The sequence below is a fragment of the Pleomorphochaeta naphthae genome, from assembly GCF_055396005.1.
This window is the reverse complement of record NZ_AP042457.1, coordinates 3,174,317-3,189,057: the sequence shown is the minus strand read 5'-3', so window position 1 is coordinate 3,189,057 and position 14,741 is coordinate 3,174,317. Positions and strand designations below refer to the sequence as shown.

At 30.4% G+C, this 14,741-nt stretch carries 15 protein-coding genes; 5 read left to right on the top strand and 10 right to left on the bottom strand.

Going from position 1 to position 14,741, the window contains the following annotated elements; all coding sequences use genetic code 11:
• Nucleotides 1-30: 30 nt before the first annotated feature.
• On the bottom strand, nt 31-1,068 hold the full coding sequence (locus ACZ5SO_RS14485) for a PfkB family carbohydrate kinase (RefSeq protein WP_464625565.1): 1,038 nt from the start codon (nt 1,066-1,068) through the stop codon (nt 31-33).
• Nucleotides 1,069-1,192: 124 nt separating this feature from the next.
• Here ACZ5SO_RS14485 and eda point away from each other — a divergent pair, with 124 nt between their 5' ends.
• A complete protein-coding gene (gene eda, locus ACZ5SO_RS14480; protein ID WP_464625563.1) occupies nt 1,193-2,149 on the top strand; it encodes a bifunctional 4-hydroxy-2-oxoglutarate aldolase/2-dehydro-3-deoxy-phosphogluconate aldolase in 957 nt (318 codons plus the stop codon).
• Nucleotides 2,150-2,302: 153 nt separating this feature from the next.
• Here the strand turns inward: eda and ACZ5SO_RS14475 are convergent, their stop codons facing one another.
• The 7 genes from ACZ5SO_RS14475 to ACZ5SO_RS14445 form a co-directional block, all read right to left on the bottom strand.
• Nucleotides 2,303-3,034 carry an ABC transporter ATP-binding protein gene (locus ACZ5SO_RS14475; protein WP_464625562.1) on the bottom strand — a complete coding sequence of 244 codons (732 nt, stop codon included), beginning with the start codon at nt 3,032-3,034 and terminating at the stop codon, nt 2,303-2,305.
• A 1-nt stretch (nt 3,035) separates the two neighbouring features.
• The gene (locus ACZ5SO_RS14470) at nt 3,036-3,812 is read right to left on the bottom strand and encodes an ABC transporter ATP-binding protein (protein ID WP_464625560.1); all 777 of its coding nucleotides are present in this window, start codon (nt 3,810-3,812) and stop codon (nt 3,036-3,038) included.
• The gene (locus ACZ5SO_RS14465; RefSeq protein ID WP_464625558.1) at nt 3,812-4,732 is read right to left on the bottom strand and encodes a branched-chain amino acid ABC transporter permease; all 921 of its coding nucleotides are present in this window, start codon (nt 4,730-4,732) and stop codon (nt 3,812-3,814) included. The genes ACZ5SO_RS14470 and ACZ5SO_RS14465 overlap by 1 nt, the downstream gene beginning before the upstream one ends.
• The gene (locus ACZ5SO_RS14460) at nt 4,732-5,652 is read right to left on the bottom strand and encodes a branched-chain amino acid ABC transporter permease (RefSeq protein ID WP_464625557.1); all 921 of its coding nucleotides are present in this window, start codon (nt 5,650-5,652) and stop codon (nt 4,732-4,734) included. The genes ACZ5SO_RS14465 and ACZ5SO_RS14460 overlap by 1 nt, the downstream gene beginning before the upstream one ends.
• A gap of 97 nt (nt 5,653-5,749) precedes the next feature.
• Entirely contained in the window at nt 5,750-6,913 is a 1,164-nt protein-coding gene (locus ACZ5SO_RS14455) for an ABC transporter substrate-binding protein (RefSeq protein WP_464625556.1), read from the bottom strand.
• Nucleotides 6,914-7,239: 326 nt separating this feature from the next.
• The gene (locus ACZ5SO_RS14450) at nt 7,240-8,010 is read right to left on the bottom strand and encodes an ABC transporter permease (protein ID WP_464625554.1); all 771 of its coding nucleotides are present in this window, start codon (nt 8,008-8,010) and stop codon (nt 7,240-7,242) included.
• The gene (locus ACZ5SO_RS14445) at nt 8,007-8,618 is read right to left on the bottom strand and encodes an ABC transporter ATP-binding protein (protein WP_464625552.1); all 612 of its coding nucleotides are present in this window, start codon (nt 8,616-8,618) and stop codon (nt 8,007-8,009) included. The genes ACZ5SO_RS14450 and ACZ5SO_RS14445 overlap by 4 nt, the downstream gene beginning before the upstream one ends.
• Nucleotides 8,619-8,725: 107 nt before the next feature.
• On the opposite strand from ACZ5SO_RS14445, the gene ACZ5SO_RS14440 reads away from it, so the two are divergent.
• Nucleotides 8,726-9,034, top strand: coding sequence for a PadR family transcriptional regulator (locus tag ACZ5SO_RS14440; RefSeq protein WP_464625551.1), 309 nt, complete (start codon nt 8,726-8,728; stop codon nt 9,032-9,034).
• Between the two features lie 24 nt (nt 9,035-9,058).
• On the opposite strand, the gene ACZ5SO_RS14435 is transcribed toward ACZ5SO_RS14440, so the two are convergent.
• Together ACZ5SO_RS14435 and ACZ5SO_RS14430 are read right to left on the bottom strand one after the other, a co-directional pair.
• The gene (locus ACZ5SO_RS14435) at nt 9,059-10,633 is read right to left on the bottom strand and encodes a sulfatase-like hydrolase/transferase (RefSeq protein WP_464625549.1); all 1,575 of its coding nucleotides are present in this window, start codon (nt 10,631-10,633) and stop codon (nt 9,059-9,061) included.
• 160 nt (nt 10,634-10,793) lie between these two features.
• A complete protein-coding gene (locus tag ACZ5SO_RS14430) occupies nt 10,794-11,471 on the bottom strand; it encodes a Crp/Fnr family transcriptional regulator (protein ID WP_464625547.1) in 678 nt (225 codons plus the stop codon).
• A gap of 238 nt (nt 11,472-11,709) precedes the next feature.
• On the opposite strand from ACZ5SO_RS14430, the gene ACZ5SO_RS14425 reads away from it, so the two are divergent.
• From ACZ5SO_RS14425 to ACZ5SO_RS14415, 3 genes are read left to right on the top strand one after another with little or no spacing between them, the layout of a single operon-like run.
• A complete protein-coding gene (locus ACZ5SO_RS14425) occupies nt 11,710-12,726 on the top strand; it encodes a tripartite tricarboxylate transporter substrate-binding protein (RefSeq protein ID WP_464625545.1) in 1,017 nt (338 codons plus the stop codon).
• Nucleotides 12,727-12,743: 17 nt separating this feature from the next.
• Complete coding sequence (locus ACZ5SO_RS14420; protein ID WP_464625544.1) at nt 12,744-13,178, top strand: tripartite tricarboxylate transporter TctB family protein; 435 nt, start codon at nt 12,744-12,746, stop codon at nt 13,176-13,178.
• 22 nt (nt 13,179-13,200) lie between these two features.
• The gene (locus ACZ5SO_RS14415) at nt 13,201-14,700 is read left to right on the top strand and encodes a tripartite tricarboxylate transporter permease (protein ID WP_464625542.1); all 1,500 of its coding nucleotides are present in this window, start codon (nt 13,201-13,203) and stop codon (nt 14,698-14,700) included.
• Nucleotides 14,701-14,741 lie beyond the last annotated feature (41 nt).

The following is a 14,741-nucleotide window of genomic DNA, read 5'->3' as shown; positions in this document are numbered from 1 at the left end:
TGGTATGGAGAAAACAAATAACAAAATGACTTAACGTTGAACTCTACCAGATCCATCACCTTTGCATAAAGCTTCAACTTCACTTTTTCTACTTAAATTAAAATCGCCATTAATTGAATGTTTTAAGCAAGAAGCTGCTACTGCAAAATTTAATGCATATTCTTCATCATCACTGTACTCACTTAAACCATAAATAATGCCTGCTGAGAAGGAATCTCCTCCTCCAACTCTATCAATAATATCTGTAATTTCATATTGCTTAGAAAGATAGAAGCCTGTTGAACCTAACAATGCTGCAGACCAACCATTTCTATCAGCACTCTTACTTTCTCTCAAAGTTATTGCAACTTTTTCAACATTTGGGAATTGAGCTTTAACTTTTTCTGCTAATGAACGGTAAACATTTTTATCTAGTTTTCCAGATGTAACATCACTGTCTGCTTCAATACCAAGACATTTTTGAATGTCTTCTTCATTTGCAATTATAACATCAGCATAAGGAACAAGGCCTCTCATAACTTCTGGTGCTGTTTTACCATATTTCCATAATTTCTTTCTAAAGTTTAAATCTATAGACACTGTAAGACCATTTTCTTTTGCACATTTCATTGCTTCTAATGCACAATCTGCAGCATTTTGACTTAATGCAGGAGTAATACCTGTGATATGAAACCAAGCTGCATCTTTAAAGATTTCTTTGAAATTGAAATCACTAGGTTTTGCTAGTGCAATTGAGCTATTAGCTCTATCATATACTACTGAGGAAGGTCTTTGGTTCGCTCCAGTTTCTAAGAAATAAATACCAACTCTTCCATCTTCTGTTAATACGATGTCGGATGTATCTACATCATATTTTTTTAATTCTCTGCTTGCAGCTTCTCCTACAGCATTATTAGGTAAAGCTGTTACAAATTTAGCATCTTTGCCTAGAATTGATAAGGAAACAGCTACATTAGCTTCTCCACCACCGAAAGTTGCTTCTAATCTCTTAGTCTGAAATAGTCTCTCATGTTCTTCACTTCTTAATCTCAACATGATTTCACCAAAGGTTACAAATTTATTGCCCATAACTTCCTCCCAAAATGTTTAATTTTATTAAACTTTACACTTGATAAACTTAATATTAAGGGTTATTATTTAAATTGTCAAGATTTTTGGAACATTGTTCCATTTTTAAAATAAGGAGATAATAATGACCGAAGAATTAAAAAGAAAACTTCATAATATTGGTATTGTTCCAGTTGTAAAATTAGATGATGCAAATAAAGCTGTAGGCCTTGCTAAAGCTTTACTTGATGGTGGAATAAATTGTGCAGAAGTTACTTTTAGAACAGAAGCCGCAGAACAAAGTATCAAAAACATTACAGCAAAATTCCCTCAAATGTTTGTAGGTGCTGGTACTGTAACTAGTGTAGAGCTTGCAAAAAAAGCAGTTAGTGCTGGGGCTAAGTTCATCGTTTCTCCGGGATTTAATGAAGCTACAGTTGATTGGTGTATTGAAAATGATGTACCAATTATTCCTGGCGTTTGTACTCCTAGTGATATTGAAAAAGGCTTAGCTAGAGGCTTTGATGTATTAAAATTCTTCCCAGCTGAAGCTTCAGGTGGAATTAATATGTTGAAAAACTTTGGTGGACCTTTCCCTAATTTAATGTTTATGCCAACTGGTGGAATCAATCTCTCTAATCTTCAATCATATGCTAGAGCAAAAAATGTTCTTGCAGCTGGTGGATCATGGATGGTAAAAGCAGACTTGATCGAAAAAGAAGATTGGACAACTATTACTGAAATGTGTAAAGCAGCAATGTTAGAATTACAAGGATTTGAATTCGCACATGTTGGAATTGAAGATGATAAGGATTCTGAAAAAACTATTGAAGCTCTTTGTGCATTTGGTTTTGATTTAAAAAGAGGAAATTCAAGTTCTTTCGTATCTGATAAAATAGAAGTTGTTCCTACTCTATTCAGTGGTAAAAAAGGCCATATCGGATTTAGATGTAACGATATTGAACGTGCTATTGAATACTTGAAGGACAAAGGATTCACTCCTAAAGAAAGTTCTTTTATTTACAACGACAGCAATCAATTAAAAGTATGTTACTTTAATGAAGAGGTTTCTGGTTTTGCTCTTCATTTAATAAGAAAATAATAAGGCTCTCTAAAAAATTATTAATAACATAGCGTAATTTTTTTAATTGATACTCTAGGACTAAACTGATTATTTTCAGTTTAGTCCTTTTTTTAGACATAAAAAAATCGCTCAACTTAATGAACGATCTTTTTTTATTTACTAAAGTGTACTTTACATACCTAAATAAGCACTCTGAACACTATCATTGTTCAATAGATCTGTAGAAGAACCAGAAAGGACTATTCTTCCATTCTCCATAACATAACCTTCTGTAGAAGCTTTAAGCGCCATTTTAGCATTTTGTTCAACTAAGAAAACTGTAACCTTCTCACTTTTGTTGATATATGCAATTTTATCAAAAATATCTTGAATGATTAAAGGAGCTAAACCTAACCCAGGTTCATCTAGGAGAAGCAATCTAGGAGAACTCATTAATGCTCTAGCAATTGCCATCATCTGTTGTTCACCACCGGAGAGAGATCTTGTCTTTTGTTTTCTTCTTGCACCAAGAATAGGGAAGAAATCATACATTTCTTCTTTTTTCTTTCTAATTATTTCATCATCTCTAACCATGAAGGCACCCATATCTAGGTTTTCTTCAACACTCATATCAGCAAAAACTCTTCTGCCTTCTGGAACTAAAGCTATACCTTGTTTAGCAATTTTTTCTGTAGGTAAGCTATGAGATGAAGACTCTGAAGCTATAATATTACCTTCATAACTAATAGAACCACTAACTAAAGGTTCAAGTCCAACTATAGCTTTTAATAGAGTACTTTTACCTGCTCCATTTGCTCCAATCAAACTTACAATATCACCTTCATTTACATGCATTGAAACTTGTTTTAAGGCTTTGATTGAACCATAAGAAACACTAATATCATCAATACTTAATAGAGCCATCTTATTCCTCCTTACCTAAATAAGCTTCAATAACTAATGGATTGTTTTTAATCTCATGTGGAGTACCTTGAGCTATTTTTTGTCCATAGTTTAAAACTGTAATATTATCACAGATACTCATAACTAATTTCATATCGTGTTCAATTAAAACAACAGTAACTCCAGTATCACGAATCTTTCTAATTGTATCCATAAGATGAGATGTTTCTTGAGGGTTCATACCAGCTGCAGGTTCATCAAGGAATAAAATTTTCGGATTTGAAGCTAAAGCCCTAGCTATTTCTAACTCACGTTGACGCCCATATGGTAAGTTTTTTGCATCTTCATTTGCAAAATCACTCATATCGAAGAAGTTCAACCATTTATGAGCATTCTCCAACATAATCTCTTCTTCATTTTCCATAAAGAAATAAGATTTTAACATATTAGCAAATCTTCCTTTATGAGGACTTTCTCCAGTCATAAAGTGTCTTCCAATCATTACATTTTCGATTACAGACATATCTTTAAAAAGTCTAATATTTTGAAATGTTCTAGCAATTCCTAGTCTAGCAATTTTATGACTTGGAAGCCCTGTTATGTCTTTTGAATTAAAAAAAACTTTTCCAGCAGTTGGAACATCCAAGCCAGTCATGTTGTTAAACAGTGTTGTTTTACCAGCACCATTTGGGCCAATCAAACCTGTAATTAAACCTTCTTGAGCAGAAAAATCTACTTCATTGACAGCTAAAACACCTCCATAAGCACGGGTTAGCTTTTCAGTTTGCAATAATTTCATTATTTAGCCCCCTTTGCTTTTGGTTTATTCTTTTTCTGACCAACTCTATAACTTCTACTACCAATTATGCCTTGTGGACGCCATATCATCATAACTACCAAAATCAAACCAAATAAGATTTGTTTAAACTGAGGAGGAATAATACTAGACAATCCCGTTAATTGTGGGAAATAACTAATTAATTGAATAATGAAGGCTCCTAAAATAACTGCAGCAAAGTTACCCATACCACCTAGAACAACTATACATAATACCATAATTGATACCATAAATGTATATGAGTTAGGAGTAACAGATAAAGCAAATACTGATTGGAAGGATCCTGCTATACCAGCAACTGAAGCTCCAATAGCAAATGCCCATACTTTATATTTTGTAACATTTATACCCATCGATGCAGCTGCTATCTCATCATCTCTAATAGCTTGAAGTGCTCTACCCATTCTAGATCGTCCTAATCTTTCAAAGAGGTAATATGCAATAATAACCATTACAACAACTAATACTAAAAATCCCCATTTTTTATAAGGACTAACTGTAAATGAAAAAAATGTTGCCATTGGAATTCTTTGAATTCCCATAGGGCCACCGGTTAAGCTGTCCCAGTTATTCAAAACGTTTCTAACAATTTCACCAAAACCTAAGGTTGCTATAGCTAAATAGTCGCCTTTTAATCTTAAGGTAGGCAAGCCAATTAACACACCAAACAATGCTGCTAAAATAGCTGAAACTGGAAGAGTTGCCCAAAAAGACCAACCAGCAGTTGTTGTTAAAATTGCAGTAGCATAAGAACCAATTGCAAAAAACCCTGCTTGGCAAAGACTTAACATTCCGGTATAGCCAGTTATTAAATTTTGACCGATCGCCATTAAAGCGTATATAGCACTATATATAATAATAAGTAAGAAAAAATTAACCATTATACTTTCTCCCTTACTACTTTACCAAGTAAACCTTGAGGTCTAACAAGTAAAACTATGATTAAAACAGCGAAAGAAATTGTATCTTTCATTGCTTGTGGAATACCAAATACAGCAACACCGAATGTTTCTAATAAACCAAGTGTTATACCGCCAAGCATTGCTCCACCAATATTACCAATACCACCTACAACAGCAGCGACAAAAGCCTTAAGGCCTAACATCATTCCCATTGAAGGATATGCTTTAAAATCTAAAGCAATTAACATACCACCAGCAGCAGCTAAAGCTGAACCAATAGCGAATGTTAAACTAATTACAACGTTAACATTAATACCCATAAGTTTAGCAGTGTCTTGGTCTAAACTCGTAGCTCTCATAGCTTTTCCCATCCTTGATTTATCGACGAAAAACTTCAAAGCTACCATCATAAGCAAAGATACTACCAATACTAAAACCTGGTGTGGAGTTATAACAACACCAGCGATTTCAAATGGAGTATTATCAAAAGGGTAATTTAATTTTCTACTTTGAGTACCCCATGCCCATGCAGCACTATTAGAGAGTACAAAAGACACACCAATAGCTGACAATAGAGGGGCTAATCTTGATGCTTTTCTTAAAGGTTTATAAGCAACTCTTTCTATTACAACTCCTAATGCAGCTGTAATTACCATTGAAATTATCATTGCTAGAAAAAATGCTATAAAAGTCCAAGTACCTAAAGGCGCATCGCCTCTTAAAGCATCAAATGCAAATAATCCTATATAAGCACCAACCATAAGAACATCACCATGGGCAAAGTTGATAAACTTAAGTATCCCATATACCATGGTATAACCTAAGGCTATTAAGGCGTAAACGCCTCCTAAGGTTAGCCCATTAACAAAATGTTGGAAAAATTCTGAAAGTGATCCCACTCTGGGTCTCCTTTATATTATCTTTATTATTTTTCTTAATTTTTTAAACTCAAAGCCGGCTTATAAAGCCGGCTAAGGGTTTTATAAGTAGTAATATCTATTCTACTTTTTCTAATTTACCATTTACAACTGTAAAAGCACCTAAGTATTCAGGAGTAGTGCCATTAACTTTGTAAACACCTTGATATGCAATTAAGTCACCATTATCAGCGAAGTTGATTACACCACCAACACCTTCATAGTCTTTAGTTGCTGCAATTTGATCTCTAACTTCTTGTCTAGTAACTTTACCATCAGCAGCAGCAGCTTTAATAGCATTAAGGATAATATTTGTACCATCATAAGCATTAATAGCAAATGAATCTGGTTCAATTCCATAAGCATCAGAGTAATCTTTAACAAAATCATTAAATGCTTCACTTGCTTCAACCTTTGCTGGACCTACATAAACAACACCATCGGTAAATTTACCAGCTAGGTTATAAATTTCAGGATTTGAGAATCCATCACATGATACAAAAGGAGCCTCAACGTTTAATTGTGCAGCTTGTTCAAGAATTTGTGCCATTTCAACTGTGTAGTTTGGAATATAAATAGCATCAGGTTGTGTAGCTTTAATTTTAGTTAATTGAGTCTTAAAGTCTTTATCACCAACTAAACAAGTTTCAGCAGCAACAACTTCCCCACCCAAAGATTCAAATGTTGCACTCATACTTTCATATAGACCTTGAGAATAATCGTTCTTTGCATATAATACAGCTATTCTTCTGTGACCTAATACTTCATAGAAATAATGACCAGCTACTTCACCTTGTAAACCATCTGATACAACAGTTCTAAATACCATATCACCTGTATTAGTAATATCAGCATGTGTTGCTGAAGGGGTAATTAGAGGTATACCTTCATTTTGACATCTTGCAGCTACTGAGAAAGTAGGACCTGTAAATACTGGACCAACTAAAGCTAAAATTTTATCTGTACTAGATAACTTTTCAATACCGGCAGATGCTTTTTCAATTGAACCTTCTGAATCTTCTGTAATTAAAGTTACAGGAGTTCCATTTATTCCACCAGCTTCGTTAAATTGGTTTACTGCTAATACAGCACTATTATTAGTTAAGATACCATAGTTAGCATTATCTCCAGTCATTGGACCAATAAATCCAACATTATAAGCTTCTTCTTTGTCACCTTGAGCAAAAATGAAAGTAGGTGCAATTGCTAGAATTGCTAAAACAGTTAATAAACTTTTTTTCATTGTTCTTTATACTAAGATTAATCTTAGTTTTCCTCCTAAGCGGTTTTAATAATTTTTAATAATTATTATTAAATTATATATACAATAAACTGCATAAACATTCAACTTATTTTCAATAAAATACTTAAAAAACTCTTTAAATACGTAAAAAAAGAGATTTAAAAGAATCAAATTATACATATGTCAAGAATTTTGTATATAATACTTTTCATAAAATTAAATATGCATATTCTCAATTTATATGCATATTTTACTTAATTTTTACATTATAATAAGTATTTTTTTATCTATTTGAGTATATACATTTCAAATCAAATTTATATAATTTAACAACACATTTGTCCTCTATTATTAAAAATATATTTGTGACTAATATAGATTGAGCTCAAAATATTGATATATCTAGTTACATAAATTGCTATCATAATTGCTATTTGATACATAATTGCTTCTAAAGGAACACTTCCACCAAGGATCTGACCCGTCATCATACCAGGGAGAGAAACTAACCCAATGGTTGCCATAGAAGACACAGTTGGCTTAATAGAAGCTGTTAGGGCATTTTTAACATAAGGTTTAATAGATTGAACTAATGTAGCACCTAAAGCTAAATCATAGTTTATTACATTTTTATTTTCTTCAATATCTTTAAAGAAAGAATTCAAACCAACAATATCTCCACTAAGGACATTTCCTAAAAGCATTCCTCCAATCGTGATTATATATCTAGCATCAAAGATATTATCTAAATTAATTACCATCCTATTAAAAAACAAAACCATAAATAAATTTGGGATAGCCATTGATAAAAAAATTGGCAAATACAATTTCTTCTTCTTAAGTTGTGTAGAATTAGTAATGGAGATTGATGCAACTAACATCATTATTAGAATATAGGCAACATTTAATATTTGGTTATTCAAATCAAAAATATATTGAAGATAAACTCCAACTAGACTTAATTGAACAATCATTCTAAAAACTGAAATAAGAATTTTCTTGTTCATCCGTATACTTAAGAGATAATTAATATATAAAGTTGGAATAATTAATAAAATTAAATAAAAAATGCCTAAATAACTAATTTCATCGCTCATATAATTACCTTCATAAATTTATCACTCTCTTGCCAAGTAGAATCATGACTAATTGAAATCACACCTTCATCACATTCACTAAAATACGTTACTACTTTACTTTTTAAATCAACATCTAAAGCCGATGTTATTTCATCTAATAAAAACATTGGTCTTTTTAGCATTATAGCAATGATTATCGCCAAGCGTTGTCTCTCCCCACCTGATAATTTTTGCATATCTTTTTCTAATAGTGCTAAATCAAAATCAAAATATTTACAAAGGTCAAAATCTAAAGTTCCTTTTAAATTATTAGAATTAAATTTAGATATTTCTTGTAAATAATGTTTTACAATCATTTTCCTAAGAGATACATCTTGATCTACATAAGCAAAATTTTTTCTAACCTCTGAAAAATTCGATTCATCTATAATCTTCTCATCTATAAGGTATTGGCCACTATTAAAAACTTCAAAACCCAAAAGTATTTTTAAAAGGGTAGATTTACCCTTACCAGAATTACCAACTACTAATATCTTATCTTTTGATCCAATTTTAAGTGAAAAGTTTTTCAATATTTGTTTATTATAAAACGAAAGGTTTACATTTCTTAATTCTAAAGTGTCCATTGTTCCCTTCTCTTTTTATTTGACATATTTCAATAAAACAGTTAATATAAAAATCCAATATCGGTTTTCGATATAACAACAATTATGGTAACATTGGAGATATGATAATGCAAGACCCAATTAGGAAAATATTTTTAGCTTTTATTGAAATACACATATTACACCATGCTAAAAAAGATAAAATTTATGGATCTTGGATGATAGAAGAATTAAAACATCATGGATATGATATTAGTGCTGGCACTTTATATCCCATATTCCACAAAATGGAAAAAACTGGACTAATAAAAAGTAAAAAACAGATTCATGATGGAAAAATTAGAAAATATTACACTATCACAATAGCTGGAGAAAATACTTTAAATAAAGCTCTTATCAAAATTAAAGAACTAAGTAATGAAATAAATGAAACTTAAAATTAAGTAAGTTTTACAAAAAAATTACATAGTATCATAATCCAAATGAAAAGAACCTTTAAAAGGCTTTTTCCCATTACTTCTTAGACCTACTTCACAAAATTGACCATTACCATTAACACCAAGAGATAGGCCATCCACCCCTTGGTTAGTATATTTTGCAAACCAGGCAGTTAATTGCTTTTCAAGTTCAATAATCACATCCTTATATTTATCATTGTTATGTAAATTAGTTATTTCATTTGGATCATTTTGTAAATCATATAATTCATGCGGACCATATGGATATCGATGAATAAATTTAAACTTATTATTTCTAATCATTCTATTTGGACCATATTCATCAAATACAACTAAAACTTCATTACTACAATTATCATTTGAATCAAAAAGATTTGCAAAACTACTCCCTGGATATGTTGAATCCAAATTATAATCGATTTTACACCAATCTAAAATTGTTGGGAAAAAATCATAATGACTGTACATATTATTATTTACAACACCGTTTATCTTAGAATTTTTTTTATAAATTAAAGTAGGAACTTTAATACTTGAGTCATAAAAATTCATTGGAAAAGTTCCATTTCCTTTACCCCAAATACCATGTTGACCCAAATTCATTCCATTATCAGAGGTGAAAATAATTATTGTATTTTCTAAAATATTTAAACTTTCTAATTCATCCATTAATTTCCCAATATTGTTATCCATAGATGTGATTGCACTAAAATAACCTTGTAACATGTATTTACGTTTCACTGGATTATCAAAACCTGGGTGTCTCTTATCAACTTGCCAAGGATGAATTCCTTCATCTTTAACACTATCAAAATTACAATCATTATAAGAATTCCAAACTTGTTCTTGTTGATCTTCTTTAATCCAAGGAGAATGAGGAGCTGTATAGTTTATATTTATACAAAAAGGAGAATTTTTATTTACGCAATTTTTAATAAAATCAATACTTTCATCCGTAATAATATCTGTAATATATTCATCCTCGACCTCTAATTTACCCTTGCGATAAAAATCAGGAAGATGATATATACATCCACCTTTACCAATCACAGACCAATAAGAAAAACCTTTCTGCGGAGTGGCACTATCTCCTAAATGCCATTTGCCAACTATTCCACACGCATAGCCATTATCATTTAGAATTTCAGTATAAGAGAGACTATCTTTTAAATACTGAATTGGTTCATCTGTTTCGTGCTTTACAAAATTGTATTGTGAGATATTTTTATAAGGAACTTTTTCATCATTATCTATGTTATGATAATTCTCTTCTGCATTACTGCCAAGAGAAGCAATATATCTTTTTCTACTTACTTCTATATGTTCATAATCCTGTTTTTTAACACAACCATTTCCAATCCAATCATGCACGCCATGTTGAGAAGGCATTTTACCTGTTAATATAGAAGCCCTAGCTGGTGAGCATACAGGAGAAGTACAATAAAAATTATTAAATAAAATTCCCTCGCGTGCTAATTTGTCCAAATTTGGAGTCTTAACTTCTTTATTACCATAAGCTCCCATAGCCCATTGACCATGATCATCGGAAAGAATAAATACAATATTAGTTTTTTCCATTTTTTCCCCTAGTTTTTCCTATTGATTTAATAATACTAAATAAAAAAGCTCTTTAAAAAGCAATGAAATATTAATTATCTATATACATAATTTTTATTACTCAATCTTTATATGCTGAATTTTAAATAGATAAATAATATAATAAAATGCCATATGGCATTTATTGATTTATATTTTTTATCATTCGATTGTATTGAAGTTGATTAATAGTAATTTTTCTTTTGACAATTGAAATGTTTCCTTCTTTCTTTAATTTTGAAATACCTCTCTCCAAACTTCTTAAACTAGTACCAATACAATCAGCTAATTCTTGTCTTGATTTATTTATAATAACTAAAGCCTTTTCATTTTTTTCAAATTGCGTACACAAATACTTTTCTAACAAATACTGTTTAGAATAATAACCTTTTGAGCCTAATTCCTTAGAATTATTATAATTTCTTTTCGCTAAACTTTTTAATAAAAAAAGAGAAAACTTATGATCTAATTCAAGCCATTTTAAAAAATCATTTTTACGAATTAATATGAACTCACTATCTTTAAGAGCGGTTATTGTAACAGAAGCTATATTTTTACCAGCCAAAACAGTTTGCTCTCCTATAAATGATATTTTATTATTTCGCTGAATTTCAAAAAGACAGCCATCCTTAAAAATATTTGAAATTTGAACTTCACCATTAAATAATACATATATATAACTGAGAGGATCGCCTTTGTAAAAAATGACAGTGTTTGCTTTATATTTTTTATAAAACATTCTATTCATAATGCTCAATGGAATATTTTCCATGAGTTCATTTAACTGAGGATTACTTTCTATTATTTCTTCGATTGTCATATTTTATCCTTATATTAGTTAAATATTATCATTAAGAAGTAAGATTTTAAAGTTTATTTTTTCTAATGTTTATCAAAACATTTTCTTTTATTCTAACTTTAAGTTTAAATACTTATTTAAATATAATTTTTTAAAAATCTTAACATTTATGCCAAATGGCATTTTATACTATTAATAATCAAAATATACTTTACGAAAATGTGAATACAATAACTCATATATTCTTTGGAGGGAAATTATGAAAATGAAAAAAACTGTATTATTTATTAGCTTGGTAATTCTCATTACATCTTTGGTGACAGGCTGTTCTAAAAACAATTCGATAAAGAATGAAGGAGCTGTTGAAACGTCTACTAATTTAGAAGATAAACTAGACTATCCAAAATCAACTTTAAAAATAATTGTTCCATATGCAGGTGGGGGAGCTGCTGATATCAAGTGTAGAATCATCGCCAAATATCTAAAAGAAGAAATTAATAAAGATGTAATTGTTGAAAATGTTGTAGGAGCAGGAGGTGTCATTGGGATGACTAATTATTTAAATGAAGATCCTAATACTGATTCTATAATTTATACAAATAGTTCTCTTTTATCCTTTACACCAAAAGCCCAAAAGGTTGCTTATACAAAAGATGATTTTACTCCCATAATCAGTTGTGACTCTATTGTATTTGGAATGTATACGGCACCTAAAAACACTGATATTTATTCTATGGAAGATTTAGTAGAATATGCAAAAAATAATAAAATTTTATTCGGAAGTCCTGGTAAGGGTAAACCAATATATGAAACTCAAAAACAATTATTTGAAGCACTAGGAAGTGATTATAATACTATTACATATGAAAATGGGTCAAAAGGTATATTAAACCTATTGAGTGGTAGCACTAATGTTTTAGTTACTAGTACAAGTTCAGCAAAAGATTACATAAAAAATGGTGATTTAGTAAATATTGCTATGATGAGTGAACAGGACTTTGTAGATCCCTTAGGAAATGAAATACATAGTATCTATGATTACGGTTATAAACTTAATAATGACATGCTTGGAATTTTTGCAATAAGAAAAGGCACTGATCAAGAAATTATAGATTTATTATATGACTCGATTAAAAATGTTTTAGAAAATGAAGAATACAGAAAGGAGATAACTGCAATTCAAGACATTATATGGGATATAAGAGATTCTGAGGATATTTTAGCTTTCTTAAATGAATATGAAAATAATTTAGGAAATATTACTTCAATTAAATAAAAAATGGAGAGACTATTTTGAAAATCAAAATAAGACAAAATTTATTATCCGGAATATTATTTATGATTTTTTCAGCTGTGATTTGGTTTATGATACCAAATCACATAGCTGTAGATGAAGAAGGGTTAAATGCACAATTTTTCCCCAAAATAGTTGTAGCAATGATATTTATTTTATCGTCAATCTTGAGTATTACATCACTATTAAAAAAAGAAGACACCATAATGATTTTAGAAGTAAATAATGAATTGAAAATTCTAGCATTTGCTTTAACTATGGTAGCATACATTTTTTTATTAACTAAAATCGGGTTTATTATCTCATCGATTATTTTTACAACTTCTTCATTGTTATTTTTAAATGGGAAAAAAAGATATTTGTTAATAATGAGTATATTTATATTCATTATTTATATCTCATTTAGATTCATTTTATATATTCAGTTACCTTAGTGTAGATTTATTAGGAGCACAAATGAATATTAGTAATGTATTGATTGCAGTATTTTCGCCACAAAACTTATTGTTAATGAACATTGGTTTATTGATTGGTATTATTTTTGGTGCAATTCCAGGATTAACAGGAAACTTAGGTATCATTGTTAGTTTACCTTTAACTTTTTCACTAAGTCCTATTATTGCAATGACTTTTTTATTAGGAATTGCCTGGGGAGGAAGCTTTGGAGGTTCAATTACTGCTATATTAGTGGGAACACCAGGAACAGGTGGAGCTGCAGCTACGGTACTAGATGGGTACCCTTTAGCTAAAAAAGGCCATGCTAAAAAAGCGATTCAGATGGCTTTAACAGCTTCTTGTATTGGCGGTTTAATTAGTGCAATTTCTTTAATCTTATTTTCACCATTAATTGCTAAAGTAGCACTTCTTTTTGGACCCCCAGAATACTTTATGCTAGCAGTATTTGGCATATCAATTATCGGTGCGGTTAGCGGTAAAAGCATACTAAAAGGGATAATTATTGGTTGTTTTGGTTTTTTATTAGGTATGGTTGGGCTTGATAATATAACTGGAATTATGAGATTTACTTTTGATTCTATGTATTTATTCAATGGTTTTGAGTTTATTAGCATCTTGTTAGGAGTATTTGCCTTAAGTCAAGTTTTAATTCAAGTATATGATTATTACCATGATAAAGATGATGATAGCAAATTAGAAAATCAATCATTACAAAAAGATGACAACTTATCACTAAATGAATTAAAACAATCAGCTAAGACAATATTCAAATCATCTCTAATCGGTTCTGGAATTGGGGCTATACCAGCTGCTGGTCCTGTAATTGCAACTTTTATGGCATATAACGAAGCAAAAACAAAAAGTAAAAATCCAGAAAATTTTGGAAAAGGTGAATTAGAAGGAATAGCTGCTCCTGAAGCTGCTAATAATGCTGTAACTGGAGCCGCACTAATACCCATGCTTACCCTTGGAATTCCTGGAAGTGGTATTGCAGCAACTTTAATGGGAGCATTGGCCATTCAAGGAATGAGTCCCGGTCCAATGTTATTTAAAGATTATGGATTTGAAGTATATGTAATTATGGCATCATTAATATTTATAAATATATTTATGTATATTCAAGGTAGAGCTTTTAGTAAATATTTCGCTCTAGTTACAAAAGTCCCTACAAAAATAATTACCATTTCGTTGATGATACTTTGTACAGCTGGTGCTTTTTCACTACGTAAAGCTACTTTTGATTTATATGTCCTAGTTTTTGCAGGAATTATAATGTTTTATTTAATAAGACTTGGATTTCCTTCAGTACCAATAGTATTAGGTTTATTACTAGGAAAACTAGCAGAGGATAATTTAAGGAGTTCACTTGTAATGTCAGAGGGATCTTGGAGTATCTTCATAAAAAGACCTATTAGCGTTTTCTTCATTATTTTAACTATAATTATGCTTTTGGGCGTTATAAAACAAAATAAAAAAGGTAAAACAAATGTAAGAAGATAAACTATTTACTCAATTCAAATGATTTTAATTTAGTAGTGAAA

Excerpts from the sequence above, each read along its gene's own strand:
- ACZ5SO_RS14485 (WP_464625565.1), bottom strand. The coding sequence starts at position 1,068 with ATGGGCAATAAATTTGTAACCTTTGGTGAAATCATGTTGAGATTAAGA.
- eda (WP_464625563.1), top strand. The coding sequence starts at position 1,193 with ATGACCGAAGAATTAAAAAGAAAACTTCATAATATTGGTATTGTTCCA.
- ACZ5SO_RS14475 (WP_464625562.1), bottom strand. The coding sequence starts at position 3,034 with ATGGCTCTATTAAGTATTGATGATATTAGTGTTTCTTATGGTTCAATC.
- ACZ5SO_RS14470 (WP_464625560.1), bottom strand. The coding sequence starts at position 3,812 with ATGAAATTATTGCAAACTGAAAAGCTAACCCGTGCTTATGGAGGTGTT.
- ACZ5SO_RS14465 (WP_464625558.1), bottom strand. The coding sequence starts at position 4,732 with ATGGTTAATTTTTTCTTACTTATTATTATATATAGTGCTATATACGCT.
- ACZ5SO_RS14455 (WP_464625556.1), bottom strand. The coding sequence starts at position 6,913 with ATGAAAAAAAGTTTATTAACTGTTTTAGCAATTCTAGCAATTGCACCT.
- ACZ5SO_RS14450 (WP_464625554.1), bottom strand. The coding sequence starts at position 8,010 with ATGAGCGATGAAATTAGTTATTTAGGCATTTTTTATTTAATTTTATTA.
- ACZ5SO_RS14445 (WP_464625552.1), bottom strand. The coding sequence starts at position 8,618 with ATGGACACTTTAGAATTAAGAAATGTAAACCTTTCGTTTTATAATAAA.
- ACZ5SO_RS14440 (WP_464625551.1), top strand. The coding sequence starts at position 8,726 with ATGCAAGACCCAATTAGGAAAATATTTTTAGCTTTTATTGAAATACAC.
- ACZ5SO_RS14435 (WP_464625549.1), bottom strand. The coding sequence starts at position 10,633 with ATGGAAAAAACTAATATTGTATTTATTCTTTCCGATGATCATGGTCAA.
- ACZ5SO_RS14430 (WP_464625547.1), bottom strand. The coding sequence starts at position 11,471 with ATGACAATCGAAGAAATAATAGAAAGTAATCCTCAGTTAAATGAACTC.
- ACZ5SO_RS14425 (WP_464625545.1), top strand. The coding sequence starts at position 11,710 with ATGAAAATGAAAAAAACTGTATTATTTATTAGCTTGGTAATTCTCATT.
- ACZ5SO_RS14415 (WP_464625542.1), top strand. The coding sequence starts at position 13,201 with ATGAATATTAGTAATGTATTGATTGCAGTATTTTCGCCACAAAACTTA.